Below are 17,435 nucleotides of genomic sequence, written 5' to 3'. Positions count from 1 at the left end.
ACTTGCGAGAAAGTATGCCAAAAAAGGGCGTATACACTTTGCTCATTTACGCAATGTCAATTTGTATGAAAACGGTGATTTTGAAGAGTCAGCACACCTGTCGTCAGCAGGCAGCCTCGATATGGGAGCGATTATGAACGCATTGTTTAAGGAAGGATTTGCTGGCTATGTCCGGCCAGATCATGGACGAATGATCTTTGGTGAGACGGGCAGATCTGGCTATGGATTATACGACCGGGCACTTGGAGCTATGTATTTACAAGGGATGTGGGAAGGACTTCAAATTCACACGAAGAAAGGTCAGGTGGCAACATGAACAAAATCGACATACCCAATGACTTTATTCTAGGTGCTGCGGCTTCTGCTTGGCAGACAGAGGGTTGGAAAGGGAAGAAACCGCATCAGGATTCGTATATAGACCTTTGGTATAAGGAGGGGTATCACGTATGGCACGAAGGATACGGACCAGCGGGAGCAACGAATTTTTACGAGCGCTATCCCGAAGATGTAGCCCTTATGAAGGAAATTGGGTTATCTCATTACCGGACATCGATCAATTGGTCGAGGTTTCTCATAGATTACGAGAATGGAATTGTAGATGAGGCCTATGCTCGTTATATTGATAATTTCATCAATGAATTACTTGAAGCGGGTGTAGAGCCGATGTTTTGCTTAGAGCATTATGAGCTTCCTGCCGTTTTGCTTGAAAAGTACGGCGGCTGGTCATCTAAACATGTTGTCGATCTGTTTGTTCTCTATGCAGAAAAGGTGTTTGAGCGCTATGGAGACCGGGTCAAACATTGGTTTACCTTTAATGAACCAATTGTTGTTCAGACTCGTGTGTATCTAGATGCTATTCGTTATCCTTTCGAGCAAAATACGAAGAAGTGGATGCAGTGGAACTATCATAAAGCCTTGGCGACAGCAAAAGTGGTGAAGCTGTTTCAGGAAATGGGCTTGAAGGAATCAGCCGGTGCAAAAATCGGGGTCATTCTCAATCCAGAAGTGACGTATGCGAGATCGACTGCCTCGCATGATCAAGAAGCTGCCCGCATGTATGATTTGTTTTTTAATCGAGTGTTCTTAGATCCCTCCATTAAAGGCGAGTATCCAGAAGAACTGCTTGATGTATTGAAAAAGCATGACATTCTTTTCGATGCAACGGAAGAAGAGCTTCAGACCATTAAAGATCATACAGTCGATGTGGTCGGTCTTAATTTATACTATCCGCATCGCGTTAAGGCACCTAGCAAGGCTTGGAACGAAAATACACCGTTTCATCCATCTTATTATTACGATCTATTTGAGCTCCCAGGGAGAAAAATGAATCCATTCAGAGGTTGGGAAATCTATCCGAATATTGTCTATGATATGGGTATGAGAATAAAAGAGGAATACGGGAATATCGAGTGGTTTGTGGCTGAAAACGGTATGGGGGTCGAGCAGGAAGAACGGTTTAAAAACGAAGACGGCATCATTGATGATCAGTACCGAATTTCATTTATCAGTCAGCATTTAAAAAAAGCCCTTCAAGCGAAAAAAGAAGGTTCAAACTGCAAGGGATATATGCTGTGGGCTTTTACGGATAATGTCTCACCGATGAATGCATTCAAGAATCGCTACGGATTAGTAGAGATCCAGCTGGAGAATGAACGGAATCGTCAGATGAAAGCGTCAGGATACTGGTACAAGACATTAATCCAAACGAGGAAATTAAGGGATGAACCAGATTTTATTTATCAATAGGAGTGATGGGATATGAAGCGAATCATTCTCGCTTGTGCAGCAGGAATGTCAACGTCGATTGTGGTATCTAAAATGAAGGCAGCCGCAGAAGGAAAAGGGCTGGATTATGAAATTTATGCGATACCTGAAGGGGCCATTGCGGATGAACTAGAAGAGCATGGGGACGATGTAAAGGTCATTTTGCTAGGACCGCAAGTTAGCTTTATGAGAAAGGCAGCAGAAAAAACAGCGGCACCTTATCATATACCTGTCGATGTGGTAAATGTAAGATTATATGGAACAGCGAATGGAGAAAAAATTCTAGAACATGCACTGAAACTAGCAAATGAATCTTGAGCAATCGGAGGAGAAGCAGATGACGGTATTAGAGGAAATGCAGGGAGCAGCCTTTCAAATCATTGCCCATGCAGGTGAGGCACGAAGCCATTATGTAGAAGCCATTCGTCTAGCAAGAGCGGATGACTTTGAAGCAGCGCAGCAGTTGATTGAAAAAGGGGAGGAAGCGTTTCGAAGCATCCATGACCTGCACTTGTCACTGATACAAAAAGAGGCGGCAGGGGAACAGCTTCCCTTTTCTTTACTGCTCATACATGCAGAAGACCAAATGCTCACAACAGAGACCATCCATCTGCTTGCCATTGAAATGATCGAAATGTGTAAAAAAATGAATACCCTGTCAAAATAGATATCAGTTATTAACCAATTTCTGTTATAATCATTCGGTAGATAAAGAGAAAGCAGGATTGGTGAATGAAAAAAACATGTATGTGGCTTGCAGTTGGTTTAGTCATGCTGCTCATTTCGGGCTGTATGGGTACGAAACAGCAAACAGAAGGAAACCAGCAAGCCATCAAAGAGGTAAAGGGTCAAGGACAAACGAAAGAAACAACAGAAACGCAGCAAATTGAAGCGGCAGAGATAGACAAACAAAACTGGATTCAGCAAAAGGAACCCGTTGCGCTTCCAATCTTGATGTATCACAGTATCTCTAGCGGTAATTCGTTACGTGTGCCAAAGAGCGAATTTGCAGCTCATATGAAATGGCTGAAAGACAACGGCTATGTCACGCTGTCGCCGAAAGAGGCATATCAAGTTCTCGCGACCAATTCGACACCAAGTGAAAAGTATGTTCTTATCACATTTGACGATGGATATACGGATAACTACACAAAGGCATTTCCGATTTTAAAGGAATATGGAATGAAAGCCACGATTTTTATGATCGAGCAGTCCATCGGCCGTCCGCATCATTTAACCGATGCCCAAATGGATGATATGGTGGCGCATGGTATTTCAATAGAGAGTCACACCATTCATCATTTAGAACTCAATCGTTTAACACAGAAGCAGCAGGAAGAAGAATTAAAAGGATCGAAGGTATTCTTTGACCAGCGGTTTTCTCAACAAACGATCATGGTCAGCTATCCGGTCGGTCGCTATAACGAAGACACGCTGAAGCTGGCGAAGGAAGCAGGATATGAAATGGCTGTAACCACTGAACCAGGACATGCGAAGAAAGAACAAGGCATGATGTCCTTACATCGCCTGCGCATTTCACCGGGACTTTCACCCGAAAGCTTTGGCAGGCTGATAGAGGGAAATTGATCAATATTAGATCACAGATGTTTCACATGAAACATTTTACGACACGTTTCGTGGAGATGATTTGTGGATCGACAACATCATAGGGCTTGAGTAACATCTAGGTATATTCTTCAGACGTGATCGTCACACATAATGTTTTTTAAATGATGTGAAAAGGGAGAGAGCAAAGATGTCAAATTTTCTTGGAATTGATCATGTCCAGTTAGCTGCCCCAAAGGGGAGTGAAGAGAAAGCACGTTTGTTTTTTGGAGAGATTCTAGGAATGGAGGAAATACCTAAGCCTGTTCACCTAGCAAAACGTGGTGGTGTTTGGTTTCAGTGTGGCAATCAACAGCTTCACATTGGCATTGAAGATCAATTTCAAGCAGCGAAAAAAGCTCATCCAGCTTTTCAAGTAAAAAAATTATCAAATGTAAAAGAGACATTGATGAAACATCACATTCTTATAAAGGAAGATCAGCCGTTAGATGGAGCCATCAGGTTTTATGTAGATGATCCATTTGGAAATCGAATTGAATTTTTAGAGAGACTGTAGAAAATAAATCTTGTGAGAAACAATAAGGATGTCGAGAAAATCTCGACATCCTTATTTTATGAAAGTATGTTATTGATAAACAGGATAACCCGTTATCTTTATATCTTTTCCGAGTGGTTCAAGAGAGAGTTGATCGAGTTCAATTGCATCACTCATGAGGCGTATGCCTTCGCCTCCGAAAAAAGAAGGAGAGAGTCGTCCGCCAATGAGCTTGGGCGCCATGTAGATGACGAGTTTATCGACAAGCTGCTGTTCTAAAAATGAGGCATTGACTTGCCCGCCGCCCTCAATCATTAGGGAGGAGATATTTCTTTCTCCAAGCACTTGAAGTACTTCTTGTAAGGGCACTCGGATATCGCTATCCGTCATGATGACGCTGACGCCAGCTGCTTCTAAAGCGGCTCGTTTTTCTTCATCGGCTTGTTTTGTTGTAAAGATCCATGTTGGCGCCATTTGATCTGTGACCACCTTTGCCGTCAGCGGGATAGACAGCTTAGAGTCTAAGACAATTCGAATTGGATGATGACCGTTTGGAATGCGTGCTGTTAATGAAGGATCGTCGTGAATGACGGTTTGCGCACCGACCAAGATCGCATCGTTGATACTGCGAATGTGATGTGCATCATAACGGGACGTTTCTGATGTAATCCACTTGCTGTCAGACGTAGCAGATGCAATTTTTCCGTCTAACGTAATGCCTGCTTTGAGTGTCACGAAAGGCGTTTTTTTCGTAATAAAGTGGTTGAACACTTCATTCATGAGAATGGATTCTTGCTCCATGACGCCTGTGATGACTTGAATGCCTGCATCTTGTAAAATGGCAATCCCGCGCCCGGCAACAAGCGGGTTCGGATCCAGTGCAGCAACGACGACTTTTTCTACGCCAGCTTTCACAAGTGCTTCAGCGCATGGGCCTGTGCGGCCATGGTGGGAACAAGGCTCTAGTGTCACATAGATCGTGGCACCTTTTGCCTTCTCTCCAGCCATTTTAAGTGCATGAATTTCTGCATGTGGTTCGCCGGCCTTCATATGCGCCCCGACCCCAACAATTTCATTTTCTCGCACAATCACAGCCCCGACGAGCGGATTGGGAGATGTCTGACCTTTCATTGCTTCGGCATTTTCAAGGGCTAGTTTCATATATCGCTCATGATGTGGCAATCGTACGCACCTCTTGATCCGCCTTCATATGACCTGAGCGGTTAATTTTTGTCTGCAAGTATTTCTCATTGAACTCAGAGACATCACCCCAAAGTGGAATCCGTCCAGAAAGAGAAAGGCCTGCATGACTGATAGCATCCGTCTTTTTCGGATTATTGGTAATAAGTCTGACTGGCTTTGTACGCAATGTTTGAAGAACAGCAATCGCTTCTTCATATTGACGTGTATCATCTTCAAAGCCCAGTGCTTCGTTTGCTTCTACTGTATCGTAGCCGTTTTCTTGCAAGATGTAGGCCATGGCTTTACTGAAAAGACCGATCCCGCGTCCTTCATGGTTGGCTAAATAAAACAGTGCGCCTGCTCCATTGTCCTCAATCATTCGCATAGACTGTTTCAATTGGAACCCGCAATCGCAGCGTTTGCTTCCGAAAATATCGCCGGTGTGGCAGATGGAATGCATGCGGATCAGCGCTTCATCAGCATGTTCGAAATCTCCGTAAACAAGGACACTTGATTGCTGGTGATCTGCAAGTTCACGAGAGGAAAGGCTTTCGATTAAAGCTTCATCTGATAATGGTTCTTTCCCATCGTCTTTTAACCATGAATACCAGTTAAACATGACCGTTCTACCGTCTAAATTCACTGGCAGTTTAATAGGTCCAGTGATATATATAAATCCGTCTTCTTGCTGTACTCGTTTGATTTTATCTTTTAAAATGGCTGTTTTAACCTCTGTGTGTTTGTCCATATTCTACACCTTCTTTTTTGTCTGTTTCTTCAATCTGTAAACGAACGAGAACGCCAAATGGATCAATAAATTCGTTGCTTTTTCCTGTCGTGTTCATGTGAGCGCCTGCTTTTGTCAGACGTTCGACGACGGATGTTCTATCGTCTTCTTTTGGGAAAACCAGTGTATAGCTTCTAATTCCTGAAAAACGTGGATCAATGGCTCCTTTTCTCCCGCGTCCCCATGCATTAAAGGCAAGGTGGTGATGATAGACGCCACCAGCAACGAATAAGCTGGCTGGGGGAGCCATTCGGATATGGAAACCGAGCGTGTTCACATAAAAGGAATCGGCTTCTTCTGGGTTGAGATGGAAATGCAAGTGTCCCATGACTGTACCAGCCGGGAGTCCTTCCCAGGTGGAATCAGCGGCTTCTTGCAGGAGACCATCTCCATCAAGCGGAGCATTTCCGCCACCTTTCAGCTCTCCATGCTCACCTACCCATATGTCCTGAGGACGATCAGCATAAATCTCAACGCCGATGCCATCTGGATCACTTAAATAAATGGCTTCACTGAAAAAGTGATCGCTTGCTCCAATTAAAGGATAGCCTTTTTTGATCACATGCGCCAGCCATGTGCCCAGGTTTTTTCTGGTAGGTAATAAAACCGCAAAATGATAAAGTCCTGGCTCATGATCCGGCTTCTCTTTCAGCTGCACATCTTCTTTCAGCACAAGGATTGGTTCCTTTGCGTTGCTGCCAAGCGTGACAGTAGAATCCGTCTGATCTAATAAAGTAAAACCTAAAATGTCTGTATAAAAAGGCAAAGAACGCTCAAAGCTGGACACATGTAATTCTGTTACACCTAATCTTACCTGCTCTATTGTATTCAAAGCTCGGTCATCTCCTTCATGTTATATGCATCTGCATGTTCAATGGTTTATTGAAAATTGATAAAAATGATTACCTTGTTACTTTTAGTAACTAAACTATATAATAGTTAGTGACTTATTTCAAGTAATTAATTATGTTATAATGAAAAAAGTAGAGAAAAGCAGGAGGGAGTAAAGTATGGCTCAAGTAGATGGCTGCCCAATTACAGATGCCATGGAGATTTTAGGGAAGAAGTGGGTGATTCTCATCATCAATCAGCTTTTGACAGGGCCAAAACGTTTTTGTCAGCTAGAAAATGAAATGAACATCAGCGGACGGTTATTATCAGAAAGGCTGAAAGATTTAGAAGCTGAAGGTCTTGTTGAGAAAAAAGTATATCCCGACATTCCCGTGCGGATTGAATATGAACTAACAGAACAAGGAAAGAAAATTGAACCAGTCATACGGGAAATGTATGCTTGGTCTTTAGAGCGAAAAAATAGTGAAAAGGGTGAACATGTCCCTTCTTAATCGATTTCGATCAGTGTCCCTGATCGATTTTTTTTGTGATTTTCCAGAAATCTAAGTCAATAGTATGAAAAATGATGTTGACAATAATTTCATTCATCATATAATATCAAGGAGAAGAGGGTTCTTTTCCCTGTAATGGAATGGGGAGGTTATGCCATGGTATCATGAATGGGACAGATTACCTAAACCGTGTATCACTGCATCATGTAGCAGCAGACATCTTTGACTTGTCGAAAGCAAAGATTTATTTTTTAAACTCAATTGATAATGATTATCATAATCATTTATGAGTGTGATTCATACGCTGATAAAGGTTATTTTTTTTATTGTCTATTGAGAATAATTATCAATATCAATTAGGAGGATATATATGAAATCACTTCGTTCAGCATCACACGTCTTATTATTCTTTAGCTTTGTCCTATTGTTTGCTCTAGCCCCGGTTAGCTCTGCCTCAGCAGCAGGCTTAGCAGATGGTCAATATTCAGCACAATATGTGGTATGGAAAGCAGACAGTGATTCAACGTCAACAGCAAATACGTATTTTGAAAAACCAGCTAAGCTTGTTGTGAAGGACGGAAAAATCAAAGCGCAAGTCACGTTAACGAACAGCTCTTGGATTACAAGCTTTAAAACATTGGATCAAGGTGTTTACAAAGATGCGAAGGTGATCAGTACAAACGCAGCTGCCAACAAGAGAACGGTAGAGTTCAATGTCAACAGCCTGACAGATGTTGTACCAGCTAAAGTGAGTGTGACTGTACCGGTCATTGGATATACAGGCAATTACGATATTCGCGTCAAGTTTGATGCAGCAACTGTTCAATAAAAAGGGAGGAAATTCATCTGATGAAAAAATGGATCAGGATGCCAGCCTTTGTGGCTGCATTATTGCTGGCACTTATACTGCCTTTTTCAAATGCACAGGCTGCCTCATTAAATGATGGTACATACTCCGTCAATTACACTGTGATGAAGGCCGAAGGAACTGCCGTTTCGATGGCAAATGATTACTGGCTGAAGCCGGCAAAAGTGATCGTGAAAAATGGCAAGCTGACTGTGCAAATGACCATTAAAAACAGCAGCTGGGTAACGGAATTTAAAGTGCCGGGAAATGGTGGCTATGTCGATACGACGGTCCTATCAACGAATAAGAAAGCCAATACAAGGCTTGTTCAATTCCAAGCACAGAGTTTGTCTAAACCAATCAAGTCAAAAATCCATGTCACAGTCAAATCGGCTGATTATGATCACGACTATACCATCCAGCTGAAATTCGATGAAAGCAGCATCAAGTCACTTTCTTCTGACAGTTCAAAAGAAACAGCAGGTGCAGCAAAACATCAAGAAACATCAAAAGAAACAACCAAAACAACTGATTCATCCACCAAAACAAAACAAGAAGAAAATCCTCAAACTGGTGATACAAGCCAGATGGGATGGCTCCTTGTGCTTGTCTTATGTTCAGGCGGGTTTTTAGCGAGAAAGTGGATCATCAAGCATTAACGGAAGGAAGTGTCATCTTTTGAAACGTCTTTTTCATCTACAGACAGCTATTCTGCTCGTTTTATTCAGTTTGTTGACTGCGTTTCAGCTGCCTCAAGGAACGGCTCAGGCGGCATCATTGGTTGATGGTGAATATACGGCCGGATTCACCATTTTAAAAAATGGCAGCACTGAAGCATCCATGATGGATACGTATACAGAAAAGCCAGCTAAGCTCGTCATCGAAAATGGCAAGACGACTGCCTATCTTACACTGAAGCAAAGCAAAGAAATCACAGATTTCAAGGTCGAACAAAATGGCTCTCTCGTCACCACTGAAACGGTCAGTGAAGATGAGACAGCGAATACGCGTGTGATCAAATTTGATGTAGCCGATGTATCAGCCAAATTAAATGGCTGGGTCAAAATTTACTGGGACTTAGGCGGCTTTATTTATGATGAGGCGTATGACGTACAGATCGCTTTCGACGAGAGCAGTCTCACACTTGTCACGCCTGCGAAGCCAGACGATAGTGAAACAACACCAGATGATCAAAACGGTACGACGCCAGGCGACAGCGAAACAACACCAGATGATCAAAACGGTACGACGCCAGGCGACAGCGAAACAAAGCCGGATGATCAAAGCGGCACGACGCCAGGCGACAGCGAAACAAAGCCAGATGATCAAAACGGCACAACACCAGTTGATTCGACGCAGAACCAATTAAAAGATGGTGTGTATCGTATCAACTACAGTGTGCTGAAGGGCGATGAGGATGAGGTATCTCGGATGAGCCAATACTTCTCACATCCAGCATCGTTAACCGTTAAAAATGGAACGCAAACCGTTTCCTTTACGGTGAAGGATCATACGTCAGTTGATTCTTTGAAAATAGAGAAAAACGGTTCTTATCAAGAAGTGAAAAACGTGAGCACAGATCAAGCAAAGAACACAAGAGTGGTTTCATTTGAAGTGTCTGATCTGAAAAAAGCAGTTAACGGAAAAGTACACATTGTAGTAGCAGCCGCTCACTATGATCAAACGTACGATATTCGTTTTCAATTTGATTCAAAAAGTATCGTTCCACTGAAGGACGGTCAAATAGAGGAAGAAACACCGGCTACACCAGAAACACCAAAACCAAATAAACCAGCACCAGACACAACGAACGGCGGAACGAATCAAGAGACAGTTCAGCTAAAAGACGGAGTGTACAAGCTTCCTTTTTCAATGAAGAAAGCAGACAAAGATGAGCTTTCTCGCATGAACGATTACGTCGTGAGCCCTGCGACATTGGTGGTGAAAAATGGCCGCCATTTCGTTTCATACACTGTCAAGAATAGCTCAGCCATCACGTCGTTCCAAGTAGGAACCGGCGGTAAATTTGAAGAGACGCTAGTTGCAAAGGCTGATCAAAAAGCAGATACACGAGTGATTCAATATGAAGCAAAAAGTTTGAGTAGTGATCAGGCAGCACGCGTGAAAATTGACATTCCAGCTGCCAATTATCATGAGCAGTACGATGTCAAACTTGTCTATGATACGAAAGGCATCGCAAGTGGTGAAGGAAGCGGAATTGCGATGGTGATCGGAGACGATGAGAGCATCGGCTTTGTGAAAAATCCGAATGATCACGATTCTCAACCAAACCAGCTTGCGAATCTCGCACCAGAGGAAACGGGTGCAGAGCAGATGACCTTTACACCATCAGATGACCAAACCAAATCTGAGACAGGTCAGCTGAACCCAAAAACAGGAGATACTTCACTTCTTTGGGTGTACATTCTTTTATTCGGCGGGTCACTATTCGTGCTCGTTAGAAAGTATCAAACTCGTACAAGATAAAGAATCTATTTTAAGTGAGGTGTGCCATTCATCTCGGCGCACCCACTCTCTTTTTTCGAAAGGAGGCTTTTGTTTTTTGAAGCATCGAATGTTATATACCCTGATTACTGCTCTATGTGTATGCGTCCTCCTAGCAGGCTGCTCACAGTCAGCTGAAAGCTCAGCGAAAGGCAAAAAAAGCAAAGCATCAAATGCCCGCATTGTGGCAACGACTGTAGCTGCTGCTGAGATCATGGATGCGCTAGAGGTAGATCTTGTCGGGGTGCCAACAAGTCAAAAATCCTTGCCGGCGCGATACAAAGGACTCCCAGCAGTCGGTAACCCAATGAGCCCGGATATGGAAATCATCCAATCACTTCAACCGACAGATGTCCTGTCTGTCACGACCCTTCAATATGATTTAGAAACGCCTTTTCAACAAGCTTCTGTCCCTGCGACTTACCTTAACCTTGAGAGCCTGGACAAGATGGAGAACGCCATCACAAAGCTTGGAGAAAAATATGATAGAAAGACACAAGCGAAACGCATTGTGGATGATTTTGAACAAAAAAAGAAAGACATACAAGAGAGAACGAAGGGAAAGACGAAGCCATCCGTTCTCATTTTGCTTGGTGTACCAGGCAGTTATTTAGTGGCAACAGAGAATTCCTATATCGGTGATCTTGTGCGTATTGCAGGAGGAAAGAACATCGTAAAAGGTGAGAAAATGGAGTATTTGGCATCCAATACGGAGTATTTACAAAAAGCCAATCCAGATATCATTCTTCGAGCCGCACATGGGATGCCGGATGAAGTCGTCAACATGTTTGATCAAGAATTTAAAACAAATGACATCTGGAAACATTTCCATGCGGTCAAACAAGACCGGGTGTACGACCTCGAAGAAAGCTTATTCGGGACAACAGGCAACTTAAAGGCAGCAGAGGCATTAGATGAATTGACTCGTATGTTGTACCCGTCATAAGCGGCGAATCTTAATGATAAAAGGACGTTCAAGATGAAAAAAACAGGGATTTTATTTCTGATAGTCAGTCTCTTACTAGCCGGCGTATTTATTTATTCCGCCATTACGGGGAGCATTCATGTTACACCGATTGAATTATTGGAAGGGCTTATGACCGGTCAACATGCACAGGTAGAAATCATTAAAGATTTAAGAATCCCCCGCATGCTCATTGCGATGTTTACAGGGGCGGCTTTATCTGTCTCCGGTGTCCTCTTGCAGTCTGTGATGAGAAATCCATTAGCAGATGCCGGTGTTATTGGTATTTCATCGGGAGCTAGCTTCTTTTCTTTAATGTCAATTACAGCGCTTCCTCAATTTTATTTCTACTCTCCTTTATTTTCAGTTTTAGGCGGGGCAATTGCCTGCTTCCTCGTATACGTGTTGTCTTGGAAAGGCGGCTTAAGCCCGATTCGAATGATTTTGGTGGGGATCGCCATCAATGCCATGTTTACAGGGATGGCAGAAGCGTTTGTGACCATTTGCAGCTATTTCAATATCACCATTAATCAGTCGGGACAGTCGAATCTGACGATGAAAACGTGGGGAGATGTCCGTTTAATCGGTGTCTATGGCCTCATTGGGCTTGTGGTTGCGCTTTTCTTTAGCAGATGGTGTAACTTGCTTGCCCTTCAAGATAAGACGGCGAAAAACTTAGGAGTGCGTGTGACCAGAATGCGCCTTTTGATTTCAATCACGGCGGTGTTATTAGCAGCGGTGACTGCTGCGGTAGCGGGCGTGATTGCCTTTGTCGGCTTGCTCATTCCCCATATCTCTAGAAGGCTTGTCGGCTCTGACCACCGGGTACTGATTCCATTTTCTGCGTTAAGCGGGGCCTTGCTCATTTTGACGGCTGATACGCTCGGCAGAACGCTTGTGGCACCAAATGAAATCCCTGCTTCTACAATCATGGCTGTCATTGGCGGGCCGTTTCTGATCTTTTTATTAAGAAGGGGGGATCGTCTGCATGGACATTCGTGAGGTGTCGTTTTCCTATGATCGACAGAGGGACATTGTTCAATCGGTCACCACGAAGATCGAAAAAGGAAAAATTACGACCATTATCGGTCCAAATGGCTCGGGCAAATCCACGCTGCTTTCTTTGATGGCACATAACCATTGTCCACATAAAGGAAAGATTCATTTAGATGGACAAGAGCTGAATGCGTTCAAGCCAAGGGAACTCGCGAGAAAGCTGGCAGTCGTACATCAGCAAAATGAAGCGCCGCTCGATTTAACGATCGAACGAGTCGTGGCATTTGGGAGAACGCCCTACCAGACGATGCGCGGCAGTGACAAGGAAGAGGATGAGAAAGCAATTGAGTGGGCACTGTCCTGTACAAAGCTGACGGATAAGCGAAAGGTGCCTCTCGCCTCATTGTCAGGTGGAGAACGACAACGTGTATGGATTGCCATGGCTTTAGCGCAAAAAACACCGATCCTTTTCTTAGATGAACCGACGACTTATTTGGATATGTATTATCAATTTGACATTCTGGAGCTCATTCGAGAGCTCAATGTCGAGCATGGATTAACCATCGTGATGGTCCTGCACGATATGAATCAGGCGATTCGCTATAGTGATGTCATCATCGCCATGAAAGATGGACAAATTATTCGCGAAGGACGGCCAAATGATGTTTTAACAGAAGAGATGGTGCGGCACATTTATCATGTGTCCGTCACAATTAAGCAGGATGCAGAAACAGGGATGTATATCGTGCCTGTAGGCATATAAGTTGTGCAAAAAGCAGGTGAGACAGTGTGAAACGAGGGAAAAGGATCGGGCAGCGAATGCTGACGATCGTCTGTTTAGGTGTTTTTCTATATAGCGGTACTGCCATTGGCTTGGAGCTCTTTGGCTATTATCAAAATCGTCAGGTGCTTGCAAAGGCTCAAACACTTTACACACACGAGGATGGAATGAAACAGCGAAAACCTGGAGAAATCCGTCAGTCATTTGATGATTTGCGAAAGGTGAATCAAGACATTGTCGGTTGGATTGATATGAAGGACACGATGATTCAGTATCCAATTGTTCAGTCAAACGATAATGCATTCTATTTAACTCGTAATTATGTAAAGGATGACACACGGGCAGGCAGTATCTTTATGGATTATCGTAATGACGTCTTGCATGAAAGTCCCAATACAGTGGTGTACGGTCACCGGATGAGGGATGGGTCTATGTTTGCTGGTCTCACAAACTATTTAAAAAAAGATTTCTTCCAAGATCATCGAACATTTCAGTACGATACGCTGTACCAAAGCTATGAAGCAGAGATTTTTGCTGTGTATGAAACGACAGTCGACTTTGATTATATTCAGACTGATTTTCAGGATCTTGGTGAATATGCACACTACTTGCAAGCTGTGCGTAAGAAGTCCATCTATCAAACGAAAACAGACGTATCCACAGATGACTTGATTCTCACATTATCGACCTGTGATCATGTGCTGGCACCTAAAAACAAGCGTCTCGTGGTACAGGCGAAGCTAAAGAAAGTTTACTAGAAAAGGAGAGACAGACGGTTGAAATGTTTACATGTGATTTGGGCAGGACTCGTCGTCGTGCTTCTCCTCGGCGGATGCAGCCAGGCGGCGCCTGTCGAGAATGGGAGCAGGCAAGGTGCGCTCAACATTCAGGATTTTGCCGGCAGAACATTATCGTTTCATGAATCACCTGAACGGATCGTCTCGTTGTCAACTGGCGACATGAGCATCATTTATGCTCTAGGTGGTCAGGTTGTCGGCCGGCCAACTGCCGAATTGCCAGACAATCTACAAAAGGCAAAGTCCGTACAATCAATTGGCACAACCCATCAATTTGATGTCGAGCTGATCACGAGTTTAAAGCCCGATGTGGTGCTTGGGAATGAATCATTAAACAGCAAGGATATCTCTACTATAGAAGGAATTGGTTCACAGCTTCTTTTGACAAGTGCCAACTCAGTGAAGGATATCCAGCGTCAAGTTACTTTATTTGGTGATTTACTTGGAAAGCAGCAAAAGGCCAAAGCGCTCAATGCTCAAATCGATCAGCGGATCAAGCAAGTGAAGCAGCCTGAGAAAAAAGTAAAGACGCTCGTTGTGTATGGTGCACCCGGCACATATATGGCGGCACTTCCGCAATCTTTAAGCGGTGATCTGCTGCGGATCGCTGGTGGGGCGAATATTGCTGAAAATGAACCAGCACTCGAAAAGTTTCCGCAATATGCACAAATCAATGCAGAAAAGGTAATCGAGGCCGATCCAGATCTCATTTTGCTGATGACACACAGCAATCCTGAAGATGTCAAAGCAGGCTTTATGAGTGAAATGAAGCAAAATGCGGCGTGGCACGATGTATCAGCTGTCAAAAATGGACACGTTGAGATTCTACCAAGTGACCTATTTGGGACAAATCCAGGCGCAGAAGTCATCAGAGCGATCGATGAATTAGAGAAGAAATTGAAGCGATTGTCATCATGAAGATGAATGCAGAACTAGATTTTCAAAAAAGGCAGTCAAGACGAAAATGGCTGTTACCAGGATTGTTTCTCTCTTTATGTGTGGGCGTCTGTCTAGGACTTGCGGTAGGTTCTGTCCAATTGTCGCTACCGGATTTAATGGCTGTGTTCACGGGATCAGGTCTGCCTGTTCATGAAAAAATTGTCATGGATTTACGGTTTCCGCGTGTGCTCATTGGTTTTCTCGTTGGGGCCTGTCTCGCAGCATCAGGAGCGATTTTACAAGGAGTTGTCCGAAATCCACTGGCTGACCCTGGGATCATTGGTGTGACTGCGGGCGGCGGGTTAGCTGCTGTACTCAGCATGATTGTTCTTCCGCAATTCACGTATTTGCTTCCGGCAGCCGCTTTTCTGGGCGCCTTATTAGCAGCTCTTGTCGTGTATATGCTGTCATTTGATCAAGGGGTTTCACCGCTTAAATTGATCTTGGCAGGTGTTGCCGTCAATGCCTTGCTTGGTGCGGTGATGAATGGGTTTATGGTGCTTTACAGTGAGCGTGTGCAGGCTGTTTTGCCTTTTCTATCAGGGGGATTAAACGGACGGAGCTGGCATCATCTTAGCTTCGTGTCGCCATATGCGCTGGCTGGATTATGTCTTTGTTTTTTCGCCATTAAACCGTCCAATCTCCTTTTGCTTGGCGATGAATCGGCTCAGCTATTAGGCCTTCGAGTAGAGAGGACTCGATTTTTTCTCATTGCGCTGGCCGCTCTTTTAGCTGGAGCGGCTGTCAGTGTCAGCGGTTTAATCGGTTTTGTCGGGCTTGTTGTACCCCATTTTATCCGTCTTTTAATCGGAGATGATTACCGGTATTTGCTACCGATTTCAATGCTTGGAGGGGGCGTGCTTGTGGTCTTTGCCGATACAGCGGCACGGGTCTGGTTTACACCGGTTGAATTGCCTGTAGGGATCTTGCTTGCCTGCATCGGTGCACCTTTCTTCCTCTATTTATTAAAAAAGAAAGGGAGGGGTTAAGATGGATGTCATTGCAATGGATGACGTGAGTCTCAGTCAAGGCGGCTTTCGGCTGTCTTCCATTTCAGCAGCTGTTCCTAAAGGGAGTGTGACCGGAATCATTGGCCCGAATGGGTCAGGTAAGTCGACTTTTATCAAAGCGGCCGCACGACTGACCTCAATCGAAAGCGGCATGATTTACATTCACGACATCCCACAAAAAGAGATGACGGCACAGGAGATCGCCAAGGAGGTGGCAGTTCTCATGCAAACAAGAACCGCCATTCCATCGATGACAGTACGTGAGCTGGTCGCACTTGGACGCAGTCCGCATCGTTCCATCTGGAAAAAAAGCACCACGTCAGATCATGAAGCGATTGAGTGGGCGCTTGAGGTGACGAATAGCCGCACCAATGAAAACAGAATGCTCCATACATTATCAGGCGGAGAAAGACAAAAGGCATATATTGCAATGGCACTGGCTCAGAAGACAGAGACTATCATTCTGGATGAGCCAACCACTTATTTAGACATTGCGCATCAGCTTGAATTACTGGAGCTGCTCAAACAGCTGAATCAAACACATGGCATCACCATTTTAATGGTTCTCCATGACTTGCAGCAGGCCGCAAAATATTGTGACCGTCTCATTGCTATGAAGCGAGGTCAGGTGCATCAAATTGGCTCACCAAAAGAAGTGTTAACAGAAGACTTTTTCAAGGAGGTTTTTGGGATTCAGGCAGAGGTTCACTTAGACGGACCGCATCCACTCATTATCCCCATTGCCTCCATTCAACAACAAAAGGGAGATGAACCAAACATGATTATTGTAAATAACCAAGTAAGAGTAGAAAAAGGCAGTGCCGACCACCTTGTTAAACGGTTTAACAAGCAGGGGCAAGTAGAATTTATGGAAGGTTTTTTAGGAATGGAAGTATGGGTCACTCAGCAGACAACTGATTACGATGAAGTAACCATTCACACCCGCTGGAATCGAAAAGAAGACTTTGTGAATTGGACAAAATCTCAGGCATTTGGTGATGCGCACGCTCATGGAAAGGCGAAACCTGAAGGCCTGTTAAAAAACAAAATTACGTACTATGAAGTGCAAGTCACAAGACCTGCTTTACAGAAAAAAGCCTAAATATTCAAAAGCGCTGCAGCGAAGAAGCAGCGCTATTTTTTTGTGATTGTCTCTTTCCGTCACATATTTTTGACAAAGTATTCAAACAACTGACACAATCCCATCCAAATTTTAGGTAAAATTTACTTTATTTTTGAAGCGCATGGGTGTAAAGTACAGGTATAAATAACTAACCGAATGAAAATCAAGAGTAAAATTTCACCGAGTGAACTATATCAAATGGACTTCCACTTGTGAATCATTGAACAAATAGTGAACTTTTTGTGAAATGGTGAGCATAAATATCTCGAATCATTCGGCATGCGAAAGTAAGGGAG

General features: G+C 43.8%; 20 protein-coding genes. 17 read left to right on the top strand and 3 right to left on the bottom strand.

Annotation, left to right across the window (positions count from 1 at the left end):
* The 6 genes from V7L95_RS06295 to V7L95_RS06270 all read left to right on the top strand — a co-directional run.
* A partial coding sequence (locus V7L95_RS06295) for a mannonate dehydratase (RefSeq protein WP_340968512.1) occupies positions 1 to 316 on the top strand: 316 nt, incomplete at its 5' end.
* On the top strand, positions 313 to 1,746 hold the full coding sequence (locus tag V7L95_RS06290) for a glycoside hydrolase family 1 protein (protein ID WP_046526790.1): 1,434 nt from the start codon (positions 313 to 315) through the stop codon (positions 1,744 to 1,746). The genes V7L95_RS06295 and V7L95_RS06290, both read left to right, overlap by 4 nt.
* 12 nt (positions 1,747 to 1,758) lie before the next feature.
* Positions 1,759 to 2,082 (top strand): PTS sugar transporter subunit IIB, encoded by a 324-nt coding sequence (locus tag V7L95_RS06285; protein WP_008345616.1) that lies wholly within the window; start codon positions 1,759 to 1,761, stop codon positions 2,080 to 2,082.
* 19 nt (positions 2,083 to 2,101) lie between these two features.
* Positions 2,102 to 2,431, top strand: coding sequence for a PTS lactose/cellobiose transporter subunit IIA (locus tag V7L95_RS06280; protein ID WP_008345614.1), 330 nt, complete (start codon positions 2,102 to 2,104; stop codon positions 2,429 to 2,431).
* A 65-nt stretch (positions 2,432 to 2,496) separates the two neighbouring features.
* Positions 2,497 to 3,351, top strand: a complete 855-nt coding sequence (locus V7L95_RS06275; protein ID WP_008345612.1) for a polysaccharide deacetylase family protein — start codon at positions 2,497 to 2,499, stop codon at positions 3,349 to 3,351.
* A gap of 169 nt (positions 3,352 to 3,520) precedes the next feature.
* A complete protein-coding gene (locus V7L95_RS06270) occupies positions 3,521 to 3,886 on the top strand; it encodes a VOC family protein (RefSeq protein ID WP_008345610.1) in 366 nt (121 codons plus the stop codon).
* A gap of 69 nt (positions 3,887 to 3,955) precedes the next feature.
* Here the strand turns inward: V7L95_RS06270 and ribD are convergent, their stop codons facing one another.
* Genes ribD through V7L95_RS06255 form a run of 3 tightly spaced genes read right to left on the bottom strand, consistent with a single transcriptional unit; the run spans position 3,956 to position 6,666 of the window.
* Positions 3,956 to 5,047 carry a bifunctional diaminohydroxyphosphoribosylaminopyrimidine deaminase/5-amino-6-(5-phosphoribosylamino)uracil reductase RibD gene (gene ribD, locus V7L95_RS06265; RefSeq protein WP_046526789.1) on the bottom strand — a complete coding sequence of 364 codons (1,092 nt, stop codon included), beginning with the start codon at positions 5,045 to 5,047 and terminating at the stop codon, positions 3,956 to 3,958.
* Positions 5,034 to 5,795 (bottom strand): GTP cyclohydrolase II, encoded by a 762-nt coding sequence (locus tag V7L95_RS06260; protein ID WP_008345606.1) that lies wholly within the window; start codon positions 5,793 to 5,795, stop codon positions 5,034 to 5,036. Before V7L95_RS06260 ends, ribD begins: the two co-directional genes overlap by 14 nt.
* Positions 5,773 to 6,666 (bottom strand): VOC family protein, encoded by an 894-nt coding sequence (locus V7L95_RS06255; RefSeq protein WP_335372521.1) that lies wholly within the window; start codon positions 6,664 to 6,666, stop codon positions 5,773 to 5,775. The genes V7L95_RS06260 and V7L95_RS06255 overlap by 23 nt, the downstream gene beginning before the upstream one ends.
* 178 nt (positions 6,667 to 6,844) lie before the next feature.
* Here V7L95_RS06255 and V7L95_RS06250 point away from each other — a divergent pair, with 178 nt between their 5' ends.
* The 11 genes from V7L95_RS06250 to isdG all read left to right on the top strand — a co-directional run bounded on the left by V7L95_RS06250 (position 6,845) and on the right by isdG (position 17,118).
* The gene (locus tag V7L95_RS06250; protein ID WP_007497926.1) at positions 6,845 to 7,177 is read left to right on the top strand and encodes a helix-turn-helix domain-containing protein; all 333 of its coding nucleotides are present in this window, start codon (positions 6,845 to 6,847) and stop codon (positions 7,175 to 7,177) included.
* A gap of 370 nt (positions 7,178 to 7,547) precedes the next feature.
* Positions 7,548 to 8,006, top strand: coding sequence for an NEAT domain-containing protein (locus tag V7L95_RS06245; RefSeq protein ID WP_058337097.1), 459 nt, complete (start codon positions 7,548 to 7,550; stop codon positions 8,004 to 8,006).
* 20 nt (positions 8,007 to 8,026) lie between these two features.
* Positions 8,027 to 8,683 (top strand): heme uptake protein IsdC, encoded by a 657-nt coding sequence (isdC, locus tag V7L95_RS06240; protein WP_057078871.1) that lies wholly within the window; start codon positions 8,027 to 8,029, stop codon positions 8,681 to 8,683.
* Between the two features lie 19 nt (positions 8,684 to 8,702).
* Complete coding sequence (locus V7L95_RS06235) at positions 8,703 to 10,511, top strand: NEAT domain-containing protein (protein ID WP_340968501.1); 1,809 nt, start codon at positions 8,703 to 8,705, stop codon at positions 10,509 to 10,511.
* A 76-nt stretch (positions 10,512 to 10,587) separates the two neighbouring features.
* A complete protein-coding gene (isdE, locus tag V7L95_RS06230; protein WP_058213455.1) occupies positions 10,588 to 11,475 on the top strand; it encodes a heme ABC transporter substrate-binding protein IsdE in 888 nt (295 codons plus the stop codon).
* Positions 11,476 to 11,508: 33 nt separating this feature from the next.
* Positions 11,509 to 12,495: an iron ABC transporter permease gene (locus V7L95_RS06225; protein WP_251185872.1), complete on the top strand. Its 987-nt coding sequence runs from the start codon at positions 11,509 to 11,511 to the stop codon at positions 12,493 to 12,495.
* Positions 12,482 to 13,252, top strand: coding sequence for an ABC transporter ATP-binding protein (locus tag V7L95_RS06220; RefSeq protein ID WP_017368324.1), 771 nt, complete (start codon positions 12,482 to 12,484; stop codon positions 13,250 to 13,252). Before V7L95_RS06225 ends, V7L95_RS06220 begins: the two co-directional genes overlap by 14 nt.
* A gap of 26 nt (positions 13,253 to 13,278) precedes the next feature.
* Positions 13,279 to 14,028 carry a class B sortase gene (srtB, locus tag V7L95_RS06215; protein WP_058213457.1) on the top strand — a complete coding sequence of 250 codons (750 nt, stop codon included), beginning with the start codon at positions 13,279 to 13,281 and terminating at the stop codon, positions 14,026 to 14,028.
* 18 nt (positions 14,029 to 14,046) lie between these two features.
* The gene (locus V7L95_RS06210; RefSeq protein WP_138826687.1) at positions 14,047 to 14,985 is read left to right on the top strand and encodes an ABC transporter substrate-binding protein; all 939 of its coding nucleotides are present in this window, start codon (positions 14,047 to 14,049) and stop codon (positions 14,983 to 14,985) included.
* Positions 14,982 to 15,995, top strand: a complete 1,014-nt coding sequence (locus V7L95_RS06205) for an iron ABC transporter permease (RefSeq protein WP_035389923.1) — start codon at positions 14,982 to 14,984, stop codon at positions 15,993 to 15,995. The genes V7L95_RS06210 and V7L95_RS06205 overlap by 4 nt, the downstream gene beginning before the upstream one ends.
* 1 nt (position 15,996) lies before the next feature.
* Positions 15,997 to 17,118, top strand: coding sequence for a heme oxygenase (isdG, locus tag V7L95_RS06200; RefSeq protein WP_035389921.1), 1,122 nt, complete (start codon positions 15,997 to 15,999; stop codon positions 17,116 to 17,118).
* Positions 17,119 to 17,435: the final 317 nt, after the last annotated feature.

Source organism: Bacillus sp. PPSBB_11 (genome assembly GCF_038023285.1).
GTDB lineage: Bacteria > Bacillota > Bacilli > Bacillales > Bacillaceae > Bacillus > Bacillus altitudinis.
This window is presented reverse-complemented; position numbering and strand designations above follow the sequence as displayed.

Coding starts and splice junctions, on each gene's coding strand:
- V7L95_RS06290 (WP_046526790.1), top strand. CDS start 313: ATGAACAAAATCGACATACCCAATGACTTTATTCTAGGTGCTGCGGCT.
- V7L95_RS06285 (WP_008345616.1), top strand. CDS start 1,759: ATGAAGCGAATCATTCTCGCTTGTGCAGCAGGAATGTCAACGTCGATT.
- V7L95_RS06280 (WP_008345614.1), top strand. CDS start 2,102: ATGACGGTATTAGAGGAAATGCAGGGAGCAGCCTTTCAAATCATTGCC.
- V7L95_RS06275 (WP_008345612.1), top strand. CDS start 2,497: ATGAAAAAAACATGTATGTGGCTTGCAGTTGGTTTAGTCATGCTGCTC.
- V7L95_RS06270 (WP_008345610.1), top strand. CDS start 3,521: ATGTCAAATTTTCTTGGAATTGATCATGTCCAGTTAGCTGCCCCAAAG.
- V7L95_RS06260 (WP_008345606.1), bottom strand. CDS start 5,795: ATGGACAAACACACAGAGGTTAAAACAGCCATTTTAAAAGATAAAATC.
- V7L95_RS06250 (WP_007497926.1), top strand. CDS start 6,845: ATGGCTCAAGTAGATGGCTGCCCAATTACAGATGCCATGGAGATTTTA.
- V7L95_RS06245 (WP_058337097.1), top strand. CDS start 7,548: ATGAAATCACTTCGTTCAGCATCACACGTCTTATTATTCTTTAGCTTT.
- isdC (WP_057078871.1), top strand. CDS start 8,027: ATGAAAAAATGGATCAGGATGCCAGCCTTTGTGGCTGCATTATTGCTG.
- V7L95_RS06225 (WP_251185872.1), top strand. CDS start 11,509: ATGAAAAAAACAGGGATTTTATTTCTGATAGTCAGTCTCTTACTAGCC.
- V7L95_RS06220 (WP_017368324.1), top strand. CDS start 12,482: ATGGACATTCGTGAGGTGTCGTTTTCCTATGATCGACAGAGGGACATT.
- V7L95_RS06205 (WP_035389923.1), top strand. CDS start 14,982: ATGAAGATGAATGCAGAACTAGATTTTCAAAAAAGGCAGTCAAGACGA.
- isdG (WP_035389921.1), top strand. CDS start 15,997: ATGGATGTCATTGCAATGGATGACGTGAGTCTCAGTCAAGGCGGCTTT.